The organism is Sorangium sp. So ce1335, assembly GCF_051521615.1.
Taxonomy (GTDB): domain Bacteria; phylum Myxococcota_A; class Polyangia; order Polyangiales; family Polyangiaceae; genus Sorangium.
Window position 1 is genome coordinate 5,655,502 of the sequence record NZ_CP150363.1, and the last position, 18,941, is coordinate 5,674,442.

21 protein-coding genes are annotated in these 18,941 nt (G+C 72.5%); 4 read left to right on the plus strand and 17 right to left on the minus strand.

Going from position 1 to position 18,941, the window contains the following annotated elements; translation table 11 throughout:
- Positions 1-7: 7 nt before the first annotated feature.
- From WMF24_RS20905 to WMF24_RS20960, 12 genes are read right to left on the minus strand one after another with little or no spacing between them, the layout of a single operon-like run.
- Positions 8-2,122 carry a hypothetical protein gene (locus tag WMF24_RS20905; protein ID WP_437738184.1) on the minus strand — a complete coding sequence of 705 codons (2,115 nt, stop codon included), beginning with the start codon at positions 2,120-2,122 and terminating at the stop codon, positions 8-10.
- Positions 2,119-2,565 carry a phosphopantetheine-binding protein gene (locus tag WMF24_RS20910; protein WP_437738185.1) on the minus strand — a complete coding sequence of 149 codons (447 nt, stop codon included), beginning with the start codon at positions 2,563-2,565 and terminating at the stop codon, positions 2,119-2,121. The genes WMF24_RS20905 and WMF24_RS20910 overlap by 4 nt, the downstream gene beginning before the upstream one ends.
- A complete protein-coding gene (locus tag WMF24_RS20915) occupies positions 2,562-3,191 on the minus strand; it encodes a nitroreductase family protein (RefSeq protein WP_437738186.1) in 630 nt (209 codons plus the stop codon). Before WMF24_RS20915 ends, WMF24_RS20910 begins: the two co-directional genes overlap by 4 nt.
- A complete protein-coding gene (locus tag WMF24_RS20920; RefSeq protein WP_437738187.1) occupies positions 3,188-3,946 on the minus strand; it encodes an SDR family NAD(P)-dependent oxidoreductase in 759 nt (252 codons plus the stop codon). Before WMF24_RS20920 ends, WMF24_RS20915 begins: the two co-directional genes overlap by 4 nt.
- Positions 3,943-5,187 (minus strand): beta-ketoacyl-[acyl-carrier-protein] synthase family protein, encoded by a 1,245-nt coding sequence (locus WMF24_RS20925; protein ID WP_437738188.1) that lies wholly within the window; start codon positions 5,185-5,187, stop codon positions 3,943-3,945. The genes WMF24_RS20920 and WMF24_RS20925 overlap by 4 nt, the downstream gene beginning before the upstream one ends.
- Entirely contained in the window at positions 5,184-6,107 is a 924-nt protein-coding gene (locus tag WMF24_RS20930; RefSeq protein ID WP_437738189.1) for a beta-ketoacyl synthase N-terminal-like domain-containing protein, read from the minus strand. Before WMF24_RS20930 ends, WMF24_RS20925 begins: the two co-directional genes overlap by 4 nt.
- Entirely contained in the window at positions 6,104-6,580 is a 477-nt protein-coding gene (locus WMF24_RS20935) for a 3-hydroxyacyl-ACP dehydratase FabZ family protein (protein ID WP_437738190.1), read from the minus strand. Before WMF24_RS20935 ends, WMF24_RS20930 begins: the two co-directional genes overlap by 4 nt.
- A complete protein-coding gene (locus WMF24_RS20940) occupies positions 6,580-7,179 on the minus strand; it encodes a hypothetical protein (RefSeq protein ID WP_437738191.1) in 600 nt (199 codons plus the stop codon). The genes WMF24_RS20935 and WMF24_RS20940 overlap by 1 nt, the downstream gene beginning before the upstream one ends.
- Positions 7,179-7,925 (minus strand): SDR family NAD(P)-dependent oxidoreductase, encoded by a 747-nt coding sequence (locus tag WMF24_RS20945; RefSeq protein ID WP_437738192.1) that lies wholly within the window; start codon positions 7,923-7,925, stop codon positions 7,179-7,181. Before WMF24_RS20945 ends, WMF24_RS20940 begins: the two co-directional genes overlap by 1 nt.
- Positions 7,925-8,668, minus strand: coding sequence for an SDR family NAD(P)-dependent oxidoreductase (locus tag WMF24_RS20950; RefSeq protein ID WP_437738193.1), 744 nt, complete (start codon positions 8,666-8,668; stop codon positions 7,925-7,927). Before WMF24_RS20950 ends, WMF24_RS20945 begins: the two co-directional genes overlap by 1 nt.
- Positions 8,665-10,167 carry a radical SAM protein gene (locus tag WMF24_RS20955; protein WP_437738194.1) on the minus strand — a complete coding sequence of 501 codons (1,503 nt, stop codon included), beginning with the start codon at positions 10,165-10,167 and terminating at the stop codon, positions 8,665-8,667. The genes WMF24_RS20950 and WMF24_RS20955 overlap by 4 nt, the downstream gene beginning before the upstream one ends.
- Positions 10,164-11,735 carry a radical SAM protein gene (locus WMF24_RS20960; RefSeq protein WP_437738195.1) on the minus strand — a complete coding sequence of 524 codons (1,572 nt, stop codon included), beginning with the start codon at positions 11,733-11,735 and terminating at the stop codon, positions 10,164-10,166. The genes WMF24_RS20955 and WMF24_RS20960 overlap by 4 nt, the downstream gene beginning before the upstream one ends.
- A gap of 158 nt (positions 11,736-11,893) precedes the next feature.
- On the opposite strand from WMF24_RS20960, the gene WMF24_RS20965 reads away from it, so the two are divergent.
- Positions 11,894-12,295: a PEGA domain-containing protein gene (locus tag WMF24_RS20965; protein ID WP_437738196.1), complete on the plus strand. Its 402-nt coding sequence runs from the start codon at positions 11,894-11,896 to the stop codon at positions 12,293-12,295.
- On the opposite strand, the gene WMF24_RS20970 is transcribed toward WMF24_RS20965, so the two are convergent.
- On the minus strand, positions 12,243-13,055 hold the full coding sequence (locus WMF24_RS20970; RefSeq protein WP_437738197.1) for a hypothetical protein: 813 nt from the start codon (positions 13,053-13,055) through the stop codon (positions 12,243-12,245). The two genes, WMF24_RS20965 and WMF24_RS20970, sit on opposite strands and share 53 nt — an antisense overlap.
- Positions 13,056-13,147: 92 nt before the next feature.
- Between WMF24_RS20970 and WMF24_RS20975 the strand changes: the two genes are divergently transcribed.
- The gene (locus WMF24_RS20975) at positions 13,148-13,384 is read left to right on the plus strand and encodes a hypothetical protein (protein WP_437738198.1); all 237 of its coding nucleotides are present in this window, start codon (positions 13,148-13,150) and stop codon (positions 13,382-13,384) included.
- Here the strand turns inward: WMF24_RS20975 and WMF24_RS20980 are convergent.
- Positions 13,365-14,129: an SDR family oxidoreductase gene (locus WMF24_RS20980; protein ID WP_437738199.1), complete on the minus strand. Its 765-nt coding sequence runs from the start codon at positions 14,127-14,129 to the stop codon at positions 13,365-13,367. The genes WMF24_RS20975 and WMF24_RS20980 overlap by 20 nt on opposite strands.
- 107 nt (positions 14,130-14,236) lie before the next feature.
- On the minus strand, positions 14,237-15,118 hold the full coding sequence (locus WMF24_RS20985) for an NAD(P)-dependent oxidoreductase (RefSeq protein ID WP_437738200.1): 882 nt from the start codon (positions 15,116-15,118) through the stop codon (positions 14,237-14,239).
- 159 nt (positions 15,119-15,277) lie between these two features.
- On the opposite strand from WMF24_RS20985, the gene WMF24_RS20990 reads away from it, so the two are divergent.
- A complete protein-coding gene (locus tag WMF24_RS20990; RefSeq protein WP_437738201.1) occupies positions 15,278-16,111 on the plus strand; it encodes a helix-turn-helix domain-containing protein in 834 nt (277 codons plus the stop codon).
- A 208-nt stretch (positions 16,112-16,319) separates the two neighbouring features.
- Here WMF24_RS20990 and sigJ read toward each other — a convergent pair whose 3' ends face one another.
- The gene (sigJ, locus tag WMF24_RS20995) at positions 16,320-17,198 is read right to left on the minus strand and encodes an RNA polymerase sigma factor SigJ (RefSeq protein ID WP_437738202.1); all 879 of its coding nucleotides are present in this window, start codon (positions 17,196-17,198) and stop codon (positions 16,320-16,322) included.
- A 1-nt stretch (position 17,199) separates the two neighbouring features.
- A complete protein-coding gene (locus WMF24_RS21000; protein ID WP_437738203.1) occupies positions 17,200-17,631 on the minus strand; it encodes a carboxymuconolactone decarboxylase family protein in 432 nt (143 codons plus the stop codon).
- A 220-nt stretch (positions 17,632-17,851) separates the two neighbouring features.
- On the opposite strand from WMF24_RS21000, the gene WMF24_RS21005 reads away from it, so the two are divergent.
- Positions 17,852-18,937, plus strand: coding sequence for an NADH:flavin oxidoreductase/NADH oxidase (locus WMF24_RS21005; RefSeq protein ID WP_437738204.1), 1,086 nt, complete (start codon positions 17,852-17,854; stop codon positions 18,935-18,937).
- Positions 18,938-18,941 lie beyond the last annotated feature (4 nt).

Consider the following 18,941-nt stretch of genomic DNA (forward strand, 5'->3'; position numbering starts at 1 on the left):
AGGGCGCTCACTCGAGGACCACGGAGCCCGGGTCGCCGCCGAGCCCCACGCCCACGAGGCGCTGGTCGACCGTCACGCGCGCCTCATCCCATGCCACCGTGACGATACCCACGTTGTTGTCCATGGCGAGGTAATCGCTTCCATTGACCGCCTCGAAGCCGAAGTCGAGCGTGCCGTCGCTGGTCGATGCGTGAGGGACGCCGTGCTCCGGGGCGTGCTCGACCCGGTGGCTTTCGCTGCTGTCGAACACGTGCCTGAAGCTCCGTCCTTGCAGCGACCGGCCCAGCCGGAGGAGATCCCTGGAGTCTCCAGCGCTCTGGTTGCGCAGCGAGCTGCTCGTGAGCTGCGCTATCGCGACGCCTCGACTCTGCCTCAAGGAATAGAAGCGCGCGCTGATCATGAAGCCGTAGTGGACGTCCCCCGAGAGCACGACCACGGCCCTCTTCCCGCTGCTGCTCAGGGTGTCGAAGAGCTCGAAGTAGGCGCGGCTGTTGAGCGACCAGGCCTCCGGATCGCGCGGATAGTCGGTGGCCCTGCCCATCTGCTGCGCCTCGATGAGCGGCATGCCGATGACCGGCGCCGGCGACACCAGGAGCACGGGCGTCTCGGCCCCTCCTTCCAGGCCGCTGACGGTGGAGCCCAGCTCGCGCATCGCCGGCCCGCTCAGCAGCGCCGGGCACCCGTCGTCCAGCCCGCGCCTCGTGCGCATGTCGACGAGCACCGCTGGAGGGTGCGTGGGCGCGACGTGATCGAAACCTCCGCTGTAAGAAACGACGTTCCACGAGTACGCGTCCCGCGCCCGGTGAAACGCGGCGCGGTGCTGGTCGTACATCGCGCGGACCGACGCGTCCGACGCCGACGGGGGATCGAACGCGTGCGCGCCGAGCGCCGTCGCCGCGGAGATGTACCGACGCAGGTGCGGCCACAAGGCGCTGTCCGCTCGCGTGCGCTGGCCGAGCATCTGGAACGCCCAGATCGCCGACCAGGCGTTGGCGACCACCCAGCGGCCCACGTAGCTGTGGCGGATACGGTCCCATTGATCGGCGACCAGGACGATGTCGTCGCTCGTCTCGTGGTCATCCATCATCATGTAACAGGGGACGTTCGCCATCACCCGGCGGATGGCCACCAGATCTTGCTCGCGCGAGCGGAAGAACGAGCGGTGGCGGGCGAACGTCCGCGCCCGCCACAGCTCGGGGGACCATGCGAGCACGTACATCGCCGCATACTCACCGAAGCTCATGAGGTGGTGCGGGCCGATCTCCGTGTCGTAGGTGAAGCCGTGCGCCGGGGTGAGGACGTCCTGGCGTGCGTGGCCGCCCGGGCTGCGCCGGTCGTAGGGGAGCTGCCGCGGGTAGCGGCCGCGCGCCTCGCGGGGGATCGCGTCGTGATCGGGGAGCAGCTCGCGGTAGCCGGTGAGCAGCTCGCCCGCGTGCGCGACCGCCTCGCCGAGATCGCCGGGCACGTCGTCGGCGTAGATCTGATCACCGGTGAAGAAGAACGCCGCGGGGCGCAAGGACACGTCGTCCGCCCCCGTCTCGATGTGATCGTTCGCCGCGCGGATGGCGTCCTGCCCCGGGCCGTGGAGCTTCCGGCACGAGGCGTGCAGAAAATTGAGCCGTCGTTGGCGCTGATCGCTCACGAAGAACGTGGGCAGCGGAAACCACTTGTAGGCAATCTCCTCTTTTGCCAGGAGCCCTTGATCGTGATCGAAGGCCATGCCGTCCGGCGCCTCGAACTCGAGATCATACGCGTGGATCACGTTCGGGGTGATCGCGCCGCTCGCCTCGATGGCCACGACGAACAGGTGCGCGCCGAGCTGCTTGATGTCGCGGCTGCTGCCGGACGCCACCACCCGCCACGCCGCACGATCGTCACGGAAGAGGCTCGCCGACGACAGGACGCTCATCGTCACCTGGCAGCGCGCGCTCATCGCCACCCAGACCACCGCCCCCGACTCGGTGGCGCGCCGGAGGATCGGCCCGGCCAGGAGGACCGGCAGCGGGTGAGGCGTCGCGACACCGCTGCTCCGTTGGCGTGCGCCGACCCGGACCTGGTTGCCGTAGAGGCGCGCGCCCGACGCGACGCCTTCGGCAAGGACGAGCTTGGTCGTGTTCGTCATGTGCCCCCCCCTGGCGGCGCCGCCCCCGGCGCCGCAAGCCGCCGCGCGGCCACGATGCAGATCGCCTCGACGGTGATCAGCGAGAAGAGCTGCCGCGGCGTCACCCGCTTCTTGTCCTCCACCGCCGCGAGGGCCGGGAGCCACGTCTCCAGCCGGGTCACCACCGGCTCGGTCAAGAACCCCTCCTTCATCACCTCGGGCGACGAGAAATCGAGCCGTGTGATGAAGTTGAACTCGCTCTCCCGCGCGCGGATGTGGAGCTCGTGATCCACCATGAACACGATGTCCACGAAATCGAGCGAGTCGGCGCCGAGATCGTCGATGAGCCGGCTCCCGAGCGCGACCGCGTCGGGCTCCACGGCCAGGCTCTCCACGATGCAGCGCTTCACCGTCTCGACCACGTGCGGAGGGATGTCCGCGCTCGCCGCGCCCGCGTCCGTCATCGGATCCACCTCGTGACCTTGCTCCCTGCCTTGCGATCGGTCGGCGCCGGCTCGCCGGCGGCGTGGCCGACCGCCACGAGCGCGACGATACCCCAGCTCGCGGGCACGCCGAGGATCTCCTTGAGCCGCCCCGCCGCGAGCAGCGGCCCCGTCATCGCCGACGCGCCGAGCCCCGCGTCGTGCGCCGCGAGCAGCAGGTTCATCAGCGCGAGCGACGCGCCGACGAGCCCCGAGTCGCGCTCCATCGCGGCGATCGCCTCGTGGAGCTCCGCCGGCAGCGTGGGCGAAACGAGGCCCGACAGCGCCGTATGCCCGCGGAAGATCGGCGCGATCACGACCGGCGCGCCCTCGAACCGCGTGAAGTAGTCGCCGTAGGCCACGAAGCCCGCCCGCCCGTCCGGCGGCACGTGCTCCGCCACCGTGGCCACCGCCTCGCGCACCGCGCCCGCCATCGCCGCGATCGTCTCGGGGCGCTTCACGACGACGAAGCGCCACGGCTGCTTGTTGCTCGCCGACGGCGCCGTGACGGCGAGCTCGATCAGCCGCTCGATCACGGCGTCCGGCGGCGGCTCCGGGAGGAAGCTCCGCACGCTGCGGCGCGATCGAAGGAGCTCCTCGAGCGTCATCCGACCGCGTAGCCCCCGTCCACCGTCGCCACAGCGCCGGTCACGTACGCGGCCCTGTCGCTCAGCAGGAACGCCGCGTAGCCGGCGACCTCGTCCGGCGCGGCGATCCGCTGCTGCGGCACGCGGGCGACGATCTCCTCGCCGGCCAGCGCGCGCGTCCCGCCCAGCATGTCCGTGTCGATCGCCCCGGGGCGCAGGCAGACGACGCGGACGCCCTTCCTCGCGTACTCGACGGCGAGCGCGCGCGTGAGCGCCTCGACGCCCCCCTTCGCGGCCGCGTAGGCGGCCTGACCCCGCGCCGGGCGGACCGCCGCGACGGAGCTCACGTTGAGCACCACGCCCCGCCGGCGCCGCATCATGAGCGGCAGCACGGCGCGGGAGCACACGAGCGGCCCGAGCAGGTTCGTCTCGATCTGCGCCCGGAGGTCGGCCACGTTGCACGTCACGAGCAGCCCCGGCGCGACGACGCCGGCGCCGTTGACCCAGCCGTCGATCGGCCCGACCTCGGCCTCGAACCGCGCGACGGCCGCCGCCACCGCCCCCGCGTCCGCGACGTCGAACCCGAGGGCGAGCGCGCGCCCCCCGCGCTCCTCCGCGACGGCGCGCGCGACCTCCGCGGCCTCGGCCGCCCGCTCGCGGTAGCCGACCCCGACGCCGGCCGCGCCCTCCCGCGCGCACGCCAGCGCGATCGCCCGGCCGAGGCCGCGGCTCGCGCCCGTCACGACAACGCGCTTTCCCTCGAGCAGCGGGCTCACGGCCGGATCGCCTCCGGGTGGCGCAGGACGATCGCCGCGTTGTGCCCGCCGAACCCGTACGAGCTCGAGATCACGTGCCGCTGCCGGTGCGCGCGCGCCTCGTTCGGCACGTAGTCGAGGTCGCACGCCGGGTCCGGCGCGTGCAGGTTGATCGTCGGGTGCACCGCGCCGCGCAGCATGCACGCGATCGCGGCCACCGCCTCGACGGCGCCGGAGGCCGAGATCAGGTGGCCGATCATCGACTTCGTCGCCGAGACAGGCACGCCGCGCGCGCGCTCCCCGAGCAGCCGCTTCAGGGCGAGCGTCTCGGCGGGATCGTTCTTCGGCGTGCCCGTCCCGTGCGCGTTGACCGCGTCGACCTCGTCCGGGCCGATCCCCGCGTCGGCGAGCGCGCGCGCCATGGCCAGGAACGCGCCGTGCCCCTCCGGGTGCGGATCGCTGATCTTGTACGCGTCGAAGCTGCTCCCGTACCCCGCGACCTCCGCGAGGACGGGCGCGCCGCGGGCCCGCGCGTCGTCGAGCCGCTCCAGGACGAGCACGGCCGCCCCCTCGCCCATCACGAACCCGTCGCGCGTCCTGTCGAACGGCCGCGACGCCGTCTCGGGCCTGTCGTTGCGGAGGCTCGTCGCCTGGAGGGCGCAGAACCCCGCGACGCCGAGCGGGTTGATCATCGAGTCGGTGCCGCCCGCGAGCATGACGCGGCGGCGGCCCGTGGCGATGAGCCGGTACGCCGCGCCGATCGCGTCGGTGCCCGCGGCGCAGGCCGACACGTGGACGAGCGGCGGCGCGGCGAGGCCGAAGCGATGGCCGAGCGCGTGGACGCACACCTCCGAGGGCGTCTGCATGAAGCCGAGCCGCGCGGCGAGGCCCTCCGGCAGGGCGAACCCCGGGCGCCGGGCCGCCGCGAGGTGATCCATCGTGAAGAGCTCGAGGCCGACCCCCAGGCTCACGCCCGCGTCCGCGCGCGGCGCGCCGCCCGCGTCGAGAGCGAGCCCGGACGCCTCGACGGCGCTCCTCGCCGCCGCCAGCGCGAACGCGATCTTGCGGTCGCCGAGCGGCACCTCGGCCGGCAGCGGGGCCTGCCCGGCGATGCGCGTCGGCAGGGTGGACGCGTCGAACAGGGTGATGGGGCCGATCCCGCTCCTGCCGGCGAGCAGCGCGTCCGCGAGCGCGTCGACGCGATCGCCGAGCGGCGACACGACGCCCATCCCGGTCACGACCACCGCGTGCCGCGCCGTCACGACGCCCTCCGGATCCAGCGGCTCTCCGCCGCGATCCCGTCGCGCCCCTCGAGCCGGTGCACGACCTCGACGGCGCCCCCCTCCCACGCGCGCGCGACCGCGACGAGCGGCGACGCGGGCCCGAGCTCCGCGCCCTCGGCCCCGCCGGCCGCCGCGGCGTCGCCGCCTCCCCCGGCCCCACGGGCCGACGCCCCCACGACCGCGACCGTCTCGCGCCTCGCGGGCGCGCCGGCGAGCGGATCGAACGGCGCGTACGCCACCGCGACCGACGCGAGCTCCCCCGCCACCTTCGCCCCCCGCCGCGCCGCGTGGTCCGCGCGCTCCAGCACGACCGTGGCCGACGCGTCGAACAGCCGCTCCGCCGGCACGGGGTCGTCGATGCGCCGCATGTGGTGCTCGACGAGGTAGTTGCGCTGGTGCGCCACCCCGACGACGAGCGCCACGTCGACCTCGCCGCGCTCGAGCGCGAGCGCGGCCTCCTCGAGCGCGACGTAGAGCTGCCCCGCGCTCGGGTACAGCACGGCGTACGGCCCCTCGATCCCGAAGTTCGCGGCGACGTGGTAGGCGGGCATGTTAGGCAGGCACCGGAACGCGAGCAGCGGGTGCGCCCGCGTGTACCCCTCGGCCCCGAAGCGCGCCGGGCTGAACTCCCCGCGCTCGTCGAGCGACCCCTCGAGCACGGGCGCGATGTCGCGCTCCAGGAAGGGGATGTAGCCGACGGCGAGGTAGAGCCCCGTGCGCTCGCCCGGCAGCGACGCGGCGAGCCCCGCGGCGGCGAGCGCCCGCCCGGCGCTCACCACCGCGAGCGCGTCCTGGAGCCCGAGGTACTTCCTGCTCTTCTTCTCGCGCAGGAACGGCGACGGATCGCACGGCGCTCCGGGCGCCAGCACGACGGACGCGAGGCCTGTCACGGCCGTCACGGCAGCCACACCTTCTCCGGGAGCTCGCGCGTCCACAGCGCGTACAGGTACCTGCGCTGCGCGTGCACCCGCTCCGAGTCGATCGCCCTCAGCACGAAGGTCAGCGTCGCCCGCATGCACTTCTCCCCGCGCACGTCGGCGCCGACGGACAGCTTCGCCGCGGCGTCCAGCGACTGCGCCACCTCGGCGAACAGCTCGACGCTGTCGCCCGGCTGCGCCGGCCGGTAGAACTTCGCCCTGTCGATCTGCGCGAGGACCGCCCGACGCGGCGCGGCCTCTGGCCTGTTCTCCGTCACCTCGACGAGGAAGCCGGCGAGCTGCGCCGCCGCCTCGACGAGCAGCGCCCCGGGGTAGATCGGGTAGTCGGGGAAGTGGTCGTGGAGGACCTCGTCCGTGAGCGTCACCGCCTTCAGCCCGCGCGCGCTGCGGCCAGGTTCCACGGCGGTGATCCGGTCGAGGAGGATGTAGCGCATCAGGTCGTGCTCGCCCCGCGGGTCATGCCGTCCTCGTCGCCCCGGCGCGGGGGCCCGAGCCACGCCGCGAGCGCGCGATCGAGGACGAAGAACGTGAGCGCCGCCGCGGCAGCGACGAGCGCGAAGTACCTGTCGTAGCGCGGGAACATCGCCTCCCAGCCCGCCCAGACGCGGTGCGAGAGGTTCACGTTCGCCTCGGGGGGCGTGAGCGCGCGCGTCACCCCCACGAGCGCGAGCAACGCCCCTGTCGCCTTGAGCCAGGCGCGCCGCGCGAGCCCCATCTCCCGCACCGCGAGCACGGCGAGGACCGGGCAGAGCACGTGCGGCAGGAACGTCGTCAGGATGAGCCCGCTCCCCGTCGCGACGTCGAGCAGCCACATCGGCGTCCCGAACGCGAGCCACAGCGCCGCGATCGCCGCGAGGTCCGGCCTCGCGAGGAAGCAGCCGGCAGCGAGCAGGATCGGCGCGACGTTGCACATCCAGAGCAGGTCGTACGGCGACCCCCGCCGCACGTGGTTGCCCCCGTGGACGACGAACGCCACCACGGCGAGCCCGCCCATCACCCGCAGGCGCGACGAGGACGACGAGGCCGCCGCCATCAGAGCCCCCCGTCGACCATCATCGTCTGGCCTGTGACGTACGTGTTCTCGAGCGCGAGCCACGCGGCCAGCGCCGCGACCTCCTCGACCTTGCCGAGGCGGCGGAGCCCGCAGTGCTTGAGGTACTCCGCGCGCAGGTCGTCCGGCAGCATGCGCGACGCGCCCGCCTCGAGCACGCCGGGCGCGACGAGGTTCACGCGGATCCCGCGCCTGCCAAGCGACTTGGCGAGGCTCAGCGCGAGCCCGGAGAGCGCCGCCTTCGACGCGGCGTACGGCACCGGCGACGGCACCGGCTTGATGCCGTCGACGGAGCCGAAGAGGACGATGTTCCCGCCGCCGTCGAAGTGCGGCAGCAGGCTCCGCGCGGCCGCGAAGGCGCTCGTCACGTTCACGGCGAGCACGTCGGCGAACCCCTCGAAGCTGACGTCCTCGATCGCGTCGAACGCCGGCGGCTCGACCGTCGACGTGCGCACAGCGCAGTGCGCGAACGCGTCCACGCCCCCGAGCCTCCGCGCGAGCGCGTCCGCCGCCTGCGCCGCCGCGCGCGGGTCGCCGAGGTCGACCTCGAGCGCCGTCACGCCCGGGAGCGCGCGCTGTAAATCTTCGGCAATATCGCGACCTTGCCTGTACGTGAACCCCACGCGCGCCCCCGCCCGCGCGAGCTCCGCGACGAGGGCGCGGCCGACGGTGCCCGAGCCGCCGAACACGACGCAGCGGCGCTCCCTCTCCGCCGTCGCGCCGCCCATCACACCCCCCCGTCCACGACCACGGTGGCGCCCGTCATGTACCCGTTCCGATCGGAGACGAGGAACGCCGCGAGCTCGGCGACCTCGCGGAACGTGCCCACGCGGCCGAGCGCGCAGTGCTTCAGGTAGTCGGCGAGCCGGTGCTCGGGCAGGTTGCGGCCCACGCCGTCCTCGAGGAGCCCGGGCGCGACGCACAGGACGCGGACGCCGTGCCGCGCGACCTCCTTGGCCATGGCCTCGGTCATCCCCTTGAGCCCGGCCTTGCTCGCGCAGTAGTGGATCGGCGCGTCGATCATCCGGACGCCGGCGAGCGACCCGATGTTCAGCACGACGCCGCGCTTCCTCCGGATCATCGACCGCAGCGCCTCGCGGGCGGTGAGGTACGCCCCCTTGAGGTTCAGGTCGAGCACGTGATCGAAGTCCTGCTCCTCGAGCAGCGCCATCGGCAGGTTCTGGGACACGCCCGCGTTGTTCACCAGCACGTCGACCCCGCCCCACGCCTCCTCGACGGCGCGCACCATCGCGCGCGTCGCGTCCGCGTCGAGCACGCTCGCCCGGAACGCGCGCGCCTCCGCCCCGCCGGCCGCGACCTCCTCGCAGAGCCGCCGCGCGCCCTCCTCGCTCCTCGAGTAGGTGAACGCCACCCGGGCGCCGTGCCGCGCGAACGTCGCGCAGATCTCCCGGCCGAGCCCGCGCCCGCCGCCCGTGACGATCGCGCGCTTGCCCGCGAGCAGGCCTGTCACGTCTTGCCCCAGATCTGCGGCGCGCCGACAGGGCCCGTGAAGCGCGGATCCCTGTCGCGGTAGAGGTTGTTGTACGCGCAGCCGGGCATGAGCCGCCCGTCGGGGAGCGCGTAGTGGGTGCAGCACTTCTTGATGCGGTCGACCTCGAAGGTGTGCACGTCCATGAACGCGTGGATGAACACCGTCTTCACGAGCCCCTCGCCGATGTGGAGGCGCTCCTCGAGCGCGAGCGCGCGCTCCTCCGGGTACATGAGGAAGATCGCCCGGCGCAGGACCTTCAGGATCCTGTCGCAGTCGGGCACCTGGCCCGCGCTCGTCCACATCTGGTCGATGGCGTCGCGCAGCGCGCCCTCGAACTCCTCGTCCGGCCGGATGGTGCCGCGGTTCGCGAGCAGCTCCAGGTAGCGATCGAGCTCGAGGAACCTCGGGAACGGGATGAACTCGCCGTCCACCTTGAGCAGGTAGGTCAGCGCGAAGCAGCTCGGGTGGGAGCACGGCAGCGGCAGGAAATCGCTCTTCCTGAGCAGCCCCGTCTGCTCCTCGGCCGCGCGGACGACATCGGGGATGGTCATCACGTCGAGCGGATCGTGCGGCGCGAAGTGCGCGCCGCCGTACCCGGTGTACGCCGCCGGCTGGAACGTGAGCGACAGGATGAAGTCGTTCTCGTAGAGCAGCCGGATGCAGTCGCCGATGCGGTCGTCGTTCACGCCGCGGGCCACGGTCGACACGAGCGTCGTGCGCACGCCGGCCTTCTTCAGGTTGGCGAGCGCCCTCTCCCGCGCGGCGGCCTGGTCCCCTCCCCCGCGCAGCACCCGGAGCGCCGGGTTGCTCAGCGCGTCGAGCTGGAGGCTGACGTACACCTTGCGCCGGGCGAGCTCCTCGCAGAAGGCGTAGTCGCTCGCGCAGCGCAGGCCGTTCGTCGAGATGGAGACGCGCGCGATCTCGGTCCTCGCGCGGGCCATGTCGAGCAGCTCCAGGAACTCGGGGTGGAGCGTCGGCTCGCCCCCGGAGAGGTTGATCGTCTCGAGCGCCCCCTCCTTGGCCACGATGCCGTCGAGCACGCGCCCGAACTCCTCGCGCGTCATGTTGTAGTTGTGCCGGTTCTGCACGATGCAGATCGGGCACTCGAGGTTGCAGTGGTTCGTGATCTCGATGATCGGAAGGCACGAGTGCTGCTCGTGGTCCGGGCAAAGGCCGCAGTCGTCCGGACAGCCGCGCTCGACAGGGGTCGAGTACTCGAGCGGCCTCGACCCCTCCTTCACGTAGGTGAGCGATCTCAGGAACCAGTCGGCGTCGCCGGAGATCAGCGCCTCACTCTGCCCGTGCGTCGGGCACTGCTTGCGGAGGTACACCTTGCCGTCGCGGAGGATCCGCACGCCGTCCACGGCCCGCTTGCACTGCGGGCACAGCCCCCGCGAGAACGAGTGGAAGACCTCGCGGTCCTTCGCGCTGGGCGTGAACGTGAACCTGCGGTCGACGAGCGGGAGCTTGGCGGTCATGTCGGCACCTTGAGGAGCGGGAGAGAGCGCCGGTTCCCCGGCGGCGCCGGCGCCGGCGCCGGCGCGAGGAGCGGGTGCGGCTCGGTGCGCCCCATGCGCGCGAGCATGTCCGGATCGGCGAAGCGCGCGTCGTTCTCGCGGTAGAGCACGTTGTACGAGCAGGTCGGGATGTTGCTGCCGTCGACCTCGGGGACGCCGACGCTGCACTTCATGACGCGGGCGACGTCGAAGCTCTCTTCATCCATGTGAGAGTGGATGTAGATCGCCTTCGTCGCGCGCTCGGCGACCTTCTGCCGCTCGGCGATCCGCAGCGGCTTGCCCGGGGGGAACATCTCGCGGAGCAGGCGCTTCAGCGTCCGGAGCACCGCCTCGCTCTCGGGCAGCCTGTCCGGGTCGGCCCAGAGCTCGTCCATCGCGGTGCGGAGCGCCTCTTCCACCGGCTCGCGCGGCTGGATGTAGAGCGAGTCGCCGAGCAGCTCGAAGAGCTTCTCCCGCCCCATGAAGCGCGTGAACGGGACGAACCCGCCGCCGTCGAGCGCGAGCAGGTAACAGATGGAGTAGCAGTGCGGGTGCGCGAGCGGCGAAGGGACGAAGTCGCGCGCGGCGATCGCGCCGCCCGTGTGCTCGTCGAGGAGCCTGTGGAGATCGGGCGTCGTGATGCGCGCCGCGCGGTCGAACCCCGCGCCGCCCTGGCCCGTGAACGTGAGCGTGTGGAGCTCGAGCGACACGATGTTCGGCTTCCGCATCATCAGGTCGAAGAGCGCGCCGAGGTCGCTGTCGTTGAGGCCGGCCGCGATCGCGGGAAGGAGCGTCGTCGTGACGTCGTGCTTCTCCAAAAGCTCGAGCGCCTCGAGCTTGGCGCGCACGGTGTTGGCCCCGAGCATCCGCTGGTCGACCTCGGGGTCGAAGGTGTCGAGCGACAGCACGATGCGCGCCCCCACGGCGGCGAGCTCACGGACGTAGGCCTCGCTCCGCAGCTTGAGCCCGTTGGTCGAGACGGTGAGGCGGCGGATGCCCGCCTCGGACGCCATCCGGAGCAGCTTCGGCAGCTCGGGGTGCATCGTGGGCTCGCCGCCCGTGAAGTTGATGATGTCGAGCTCGTCGTGCTGGGCGCGCAGGTGGCCGAGGATCGCCGCGAACTCGCGCTCGCCGAGCTGGTGCGCCCCCTCGTTCTTGTTGACCGTGTAGCAGATGGGGCAATCGAGGTTGCACGCCGACGTGATCGGGACGACCGGCATGTACACCTTCTGCTGGTGCGAGGCGCAAGGGCCGCAGTCGAACGGACAGCCACTCCGCACGGCGTGGATCTCGCCGCGCGGCGGCGTGTGCGGCGCGACGAACGAGAGCGCGTCGAGGTACCATTCGACGCTCGAGGCGACGAGCACGCGCTGGTGGCCGTGATCCCGGCAGAACTTGTCGAAATATACGGCCCCACCAGAAAACTGGATCTTGGCGTCGACGGCCTGCTTGCACGTCTTGCAAAGGCTCTTCGTCGACGAGTAGTAGACGTGCTCCGTCGGCTGTCGCTGGCTCGCCGTCCCCGTTCCGCAGGTCACCACGGTCGACATGGCGACCAGAAGTACCTGGGCTCGTCGGGCAAAGCAACGCTCCGCCTCGCGGCGGCGGCCGCGTGCGTGGGCCGCGCATTCGCGCCGCGTCGCCGGTTCATTCCCCTCCCATTCCTCCCCATTCCCCCGCGCGTGATTTCGTGTCTAGCCTCCGCCGCATGCTCCGAGTCGCCGCCCTCTTCGTCATCGCCCTCGCCGGCTGCGGCGGGGCCCCGAGCCCGCCGCCGCCCGCAGCGCCGCCGCCGCCGGTCGCCACGACCCCCGAGCCCGAGCCCGAGCCCGAGCCGCCGCTCGACGACACGCCGATGCTCGACGTCGTCTCGGCGCAGCCGACCGAGATCCTCCTCGACGGCAAGCCGCTCGGGACCACGCCGATCTCGGGGCACAAGGTCCCGCCCGGCACGCACGAGGTGACCTTCGTGGATCCGGAGCGCGGCAACCGCACGATGATGGTGACGCTCGAGCCCGGCGACGCGAAGACGGTCCAGTCGGACCCGCCGCCCACTATCAAGGAGAGCGCGGGCGACGCGAAGGGCGAGAAGCAGGACGGGAAGAAGTAGCGCCGGCCCGCGCGGCGGCGCCGGCCCTGCGCAGGGCCAGCGCCGCGAGCAGCGCGACGAGCCAGGCGAGGCCGTAGGCGGCCGCCGGCGGCAGCCGATCGAGCCCGGCGCGCAGGGCGACGAAGAACGCGGCGAAGCCGAGGAGGCCGCGCGCGAAGCCCGCGAGCAGCGCCACGGTGGCGGCCACGCCGTGCCGGGGCAGGGTGAAGCTCGGCAGGACGTTGCCGACGATCGGGACGGCGAGCAGCAGGCCGCTCAGCCCGGCCGGCGCGACGCCGGCGCTGCGCAGCACGAGCCACGCCATGGCCATCGCGACGGCGACGCGGCAGGCGAGCTCGGCGCGCGGGATGGCCACCGCGGCCGGCGCAAGGGGCCGGCGCGGCATGGCGAGCGCGCCGAGGGCGGGCGACACGAGCGCCGCGGCGCAGACCGCCGCCGGGGGGAGCCGCAGCGCGAGGAGCGCCGCCCCGATCGACAGGAACGCTGCGTTGGCCGCGAGCAGCGCCGCGCCCCAGCGGAAGCGCGTCGCGCACCAGGCGAAGCAGAGCACGTGCGCGACGGTGGCCGGCAGGCACGCGAGCGTCGCGAGCGCGATCGCGCTCGCCTGCGCGGGCGGCCCTTGCAGCAGCACGAAGCCCATGATCGAGCCCGCGATCATCGGCAGCCCGGCGAGCGTGCCGCCCACCGCGTGGCCGAAGCGGCGCGCCGCCAGCGACGACGCAAGCGCGGCCGCTCCAACGAGCGCGAGCTTCAGCAGCACGCGGGCCCGGGCGTCGTTCGAGCGCGCCGCCGCGCGGTGTTCCTGGGATGGTCGGCCCTCTCGCCCACGGCCCGGGATCCCACAGGAGGGCCGTGTTCGTCGACGAGAAACCGCATGTGCTCGTCTGTGCCATCCGGCGTGGCACACACGGTTGGCTCATCGCCGATGTCGTCGCGCGTTCCCGGCTCTACAAACGCGGCACGGCGATTGCGTGGTGGCAGATACGTGTCGTGCATCGATTGAGCTCGACAGCTCGCGGCGCGAGCGACGCACGCGTCGCCGTCGCCGCGCGCGGCCCGGCGCGCCGCGCTACGCGTGCGGCGCGGTGATGCCCTGACCCAGGCCGCCGTCGACGGGCAGCTCGACGCCCGTCGTGAACGTCGCGTCGAAGGCCAGGAACAGCGCCGCGCGCGCCACCTCCTCGGGCGTCCCGATCCGCTTCATCGGGGTGATCTCGCGGCCCTCCTGCTCGAAGGCGGCCAGTACCTCGGCGGAGGCGCCCGCGACGCCCATGGTCGGCGTCCTGATGAACCCGGGGCTCACCGCGTTCACGCGGATGCGCCGCGGCAGGAGCTCGGCGGCGAAGCCCTGCGCGAACGCGCGGAGCGCCGCCTTCGAGCCCGCGTAGACGCTCATGCCGGGGTGGCCCCCCTCGTCGGCGATCGACGTCGTGACGACGATGGCTCCGCCGTCCCGGATCAGGGGCGCGAGGCGCTGCATCGTGAAGAACGCGCCCCTCGTGTTGACGGCGAAGGTCGCGTCGTACGAGGCCTCCGTCACCTCCTCGAACCGCTCCAGGCTCGCGACGCCCGCGTTGACGAACAGGAGGTCGATCTCCCCGAGGCGCTCCTTCACGGCGGCGCCGAGCGCGTCGATGTCCGCGACGCTCCCCGCGTCGGAGCGCACCACGTGCGCCGCGCGGCCGAGCTCGCGCCGCGCGGCCTCGAGGTTCCGCTCGTTGCGGCCGGTGAGCAGCACCTCGGCCCCTCCGTCGAGGAGCGCCTTGACGGTGGCGAGCCCCATCCCGTGGGTCCCGCCGGTGACGACTGCCTTCTTCCCTGCGTAACGCTTCATGGCATGTCCTCTCAGCGATCGGATGAATCGAGCCAATCCAACGAATCCAACGAGCCAGACGGATCCAACGACCCCGGCGAATCAGGCGAATCGGGCGAACAGGCGAATCAGGCGATCGAACCGCCCTGACGCAGCATCTTGACGAGCGCCGCCGGCGCCTCGTCGCCGAGCCCCGCGTCCACGCCCTTCCGGAAGAGCCCCGCGGCGAAGGCCGGAATCCCGCCGTCGATCCGCGCCTCGCGCGCCTGCCGCACGATCATCTCGAGGCCTCGCGCGCAGGTGTCCAGCGAGCTCTCCGATCCAAGGTACGTCCCGGCCTGGATCACGTCGCCGTCCTGCTTGATCATCCCGCCGATCGCCGGCGCCACGTCGGCGAGCATCGCGCCGAGGTCGGCCACACGCAGGCCCTCGGCCTCGCAGAGGCGGGCGCCGTGGTAGAAGCCGAGCAGGCCAAGGAACAGGTGCGAGAGGAACGCGAGGTCCAGCGCCGACGCCGCGCCCACGTTCCCGCCGAGGTAAGGCACGGAGCCGGCCATCTTCTCGAGGAGCGCCTTGCTCTCGCGGTAGGCCGTCTCCGAGCCCGAGACGAGGATCGTGCTCTCGGGCTTTCCCATCTGGCTCGGGACGGCCAGGATGGCGCCGTCGAGGTAGTCGGCCCCTCGCTCCTTCGCCCACGCCTGGCCGCCGCGCGCGTCCTCGGGCGTCCCCGTGCTGAGCTGCACGAGCACCTTGCCGGCGAGGGCGGCGGCGACCTCGCCCGGCTCCAGCAGCCGGAACGTCGCCCGGTAGTCGGCGACGCAGACGACGACGACGGGGCTCGCCTTCACCGCCTCCGCGACGCTCGCCGCCGGGGCGGCCCCCTCCGCGACGAGCGGCTCCGCCTTCGCGCGCGTCCGGTTCCAGACGGCGACGCGCGCGCCGCGCTGGAGGAGCGCCCGCGCGAGCGCGATGCCCATGGGACCCAGGCCGATGATCGAGACGTCACTCATATGCAGTCCTCCGTTCGCTCCCCCGCCGGACGCCGGCGGGCGCGTTTGCCCGCCATGGATGCGGCCCGCGCGCGGCGCCGTCGCGCACGTTCGGACGCGCCGAGCGCACGATCGGACACCCGTGGCGCGCGGCGCGGCGCCGTTGGATACTCGGGGTCGATGCACGCCATCACCGCGCAGGAGCAGGCCGCGAGCGCGCCCCGGTCCCGCCTCGGGGTGCGCCTGGACGTCCTCACGACCCCGGCCGGGGTCGTCTCGCTGGAGGCCACGGACGACCACCGGATCAAGGTCCACGCCGGACCGCCGGTCCGCGGGTCGTGCGGCGCCCACCGGTTCCTCTACACGCGCGGCGACGTCGACGTCCTCCCCGCCGGGTACTCGGACGTCTGGGAGGAGGACGACGCGGGCACCTCGCTCATCCTGCGGCTGCCCCCGTCGCTCCTGCGCCGCGCGGCCATCGACATGGGGCGCGACCCCGACGCGGCCGGGCTCGATCTCCGCCACCAGGTCAAGGATCCGCAGGTAGAGCACATCGCCTGGGCGCTCGACGCCGAGCGCGTGGCCGGGTACCCGAGCGGGCTCCTCTACACGGAGAGCCTGAGCCTCGCCCTCGCCGTTCACCTGCTCGGCCGGGCCGGGGCGCCGAGCAGGCCCCCGCGCGGGCTGTCGAGGCCGCAGCTACGGCGCGTGACAGAGTACATCGAGGAGCACCTCGATCAGGACCTGTCCCTGGAGCGGCTCGCCGGCGTCGCCGGGATCAGCGCGTCCCACCTCAAGACCCTGTTCAAGCGGTCGACCGGCCTGCCGGTGCACGAGTACGTCGTCCAGCGCCGGGTCGAGCGCGCCAGGGCGCTTCTCGTGCAGGGCGACATGCCGGCCAGCCAGGTGGCGATCGAGGCGGGGTTCGCGCACCAGAGCCACATGGCGCGGTGCATGCGCCGCGTCCTCGGCGTCACGCCGTCGGCGCTCGCGGGCCGCTCGCCCGCGCGCTGACCGGCGCGTGACCGGCGATCCAGCGCGCCGCGAGAACAGCGATCACGTTGAGCGAGCGAGAAATGAACCGCCAAGACGCCGAGGACGCCAAGAAGGAAGACATACTCTTGGCGTCCTTGGCGCCTTGGCGGTTCGAAATTCTGCTCGTTTCACGCGGGCTCAACCCGTTTGTCGCTCTGGCGCGCCGGTCGAGCGCGCCCTCGCGCGCCTACCCGCCGAGGCGGGACAGCTTGTCGGGGTTGCGCACGATGTAGATGCTCGTCGCCGCGCCGTGCTCGTCGTAGGCGAAGGACACGCACGCCACGACCGCGCCGCCCTTGCGAAGGACGACGCCGCGGGCTCCGTTGATGTCCGTCTCGCTCCACGCGTAAGGGCTCCAGTAGTCGCTGAGCGCGCGACCGATGAAGTCGAGCACCTCGGCCTTGCCCCGCAGCACGTGAGACACGGTGGGGACCTTGCCGCCCCCGTCGGCGCAGAGCTCGATGTCGTCCGAGAGGAGCGCCGCCAGATCGTCGGTCCCGCCGCTCGCGACGGCCGCCTGGAAGGCCGCGAGCAGCCGCTCCTGCCTCTCCACCGGCGGGGTGGCGTGCCGCGCCTTCGACTGCGCGATGTTGGCGCGCGCCCGCGAGACGAGCTTCCGGCACGCGGCCTCCTGGAGGCCGAGCGCCGTCGCTATCTCCGGGTACGGGACATCGAAGATGTCGTGGAGCAGGTACGCCGCCCGCTCCTTCGGCGCGAGGCGCTCGAGCACCAGCAGAAAGGCCGTCTGGAGCGACGACGAGAGCGAAAGCTTCTCGCCGGGATCGAGATCGGCCGGGGTCTCGACGGGCTCGGGCAGCCACGTCCCCACGTAATCGACGCGGGCGTGGCGGGCGGAGCGCAAGAGGTCGATGCACCGGCGCGTACACAGGGTCGTGAGCCACGAGGCCGGGTTCTCGATCGCGCCCCTGTCGGCGCTCTGCCACTTCAGGTACGTGTCCTGCACCGCGTCCTCGGCCTCCGCGCGCGAGCCGAGGATGCGGTAGGCGAGGCCGAGGAGCATCGGCCTCGCGGACTCGAACACGGAGGCGTCGTCGGGCGGCGTCATCTCAGTGCCTTGAGACCTGGACGCGGTTCCACAGGTTGATCATCGCCACGGCCGCGGTCAGCGCGCCGATCTCCCGCTCGGAGAAGTGCTCCCGGAGCCGCGCGCGGAGCGCGCTGTAGTCGGTGCGCCGATCGAGGGAGGTCAGCGCCTCGGTCCAGGCGAAGGCGGCGCGCTCGCGCTCGCTGAAATCGCGGACGTGCTCCCACACGATGAGCCGGTCGAGCCGGTCGTTCGTCTCGCCGTCCTGCCGCGCATCCCGCGTGTGCATCCTCACGCAGAAGGCGCACTGGTTGATCTGCGACGCGCGCAGCTGGATGAGGTGGATCAGCTTCCGCTCGAGGCCGTACCCCTCCAGCACGTGGTGCACGCCGGCCAGCGCCTGCAGCACGTCCGGGATCACCTGCTCGTACTTCACTGCGGATTGCTCGCTCATCGTCGTTCTCCTTGTCATGGGCCCCGCTGGCCCTTCTCCCTGTCGACGATCGAGCCTTCGCGGTTGTGACGTGCCGCCGGGCTCCCCGCGCGCGACCGAGCCAACTTTCATCAGAACATCATTTTTACCATGACAATGCAACCAACCCGGAGGGGGCCTCCGCTTGCCCGCGCGCGTCGGGGCGTGCGAAGCTGCGCCACCGTCGTCGAGGAGGTCGCCTGTGGCAAGCCTGTTTGAGCCCTTTCGCCTGAAGGACGTCACGCTGCGCAACCGCGTTGTCGTCTCTCCCATGTGCCAGTACTCCTCCGTGAACGGGCGTGCGACAGACTGGCACCTTGTTCACCTGGGCTCGATGGCGAGGGGCGGAGCGGGCCTTGTCATCGCCGAGGCGACGGCGGTGTCCCCGGAGGGGCGCATCAGCCCGAGGGACGCCGGGCTGTGGGACGACGCGCAGATCGAGCCGCTCCGGCGGATCGTCGCGTTCATCAAGGAGCAGGGCGCGGTCCCGGGGATCCAGCTCGCCCACGCGGGGAGGAAGGCGAGCGCCAACAGGCCGTGGGAGGGCGACGACCACCTGACGGGCGCGGAGGGCGGCTGGGAGCTGCTGGCGCCCTCGGCGAAGGCGTATGGCGAGAAGCTCCCCCGCGTGCCGAGGGAGATGACGAAGGCCGACATCGCGCGCGTGAAGGGCGATTTCGCCGCCGCCGCGCGGCGGGCCGTCGCGGCGGGCTACGAGTGGCTCGAGCTGCACTTCGCGCACGGCTACCTGGCGAACAGCTTCTACTCGCCGCTCTCGAACGCGCGCACCGACGAGTACGGCGGGTCGTTCGACAACCGCATCCGCTTCCTGATCGAGACGTTCGAGGCCGTGCGGGGCGCCTGGCCCGAGCGCCTGCCGCTCACCGTGCGGCTCTCGATCACCGACTGGGTGGACGGCGGGGTCACGCTCGACGAGTCGATCGAGCTGACGAGGCGGCTCAAGGCCTGCGGTCTCGACCTCGTCGACGCGAGCCACGGGTTCGTGGTCCCCGACGTCTCGAAGATCCCGTGGGGCCCTGGCTTCTTGCTCCCGCACGCCGGGCGCCTCCGCAAGGAGGCGAGCGTGCCTGTCGGGGTCGGGTGGTTCATCAACGAGCCCGGGCAGGCGGAGGCGGCGCTGAAGGAGGGCCAGGCGGATCTCCTCATGCTGGCGCACGCCCTGCTCGACGATCCGCACTGGGCCTACCACGCGGCGAAGAAGCTCGGCGTGGAGCAGCCGACCCGCCTCCTGCCGCCGCCGTACGGCCACTGGCTCGCGCGGCGCTGACGCG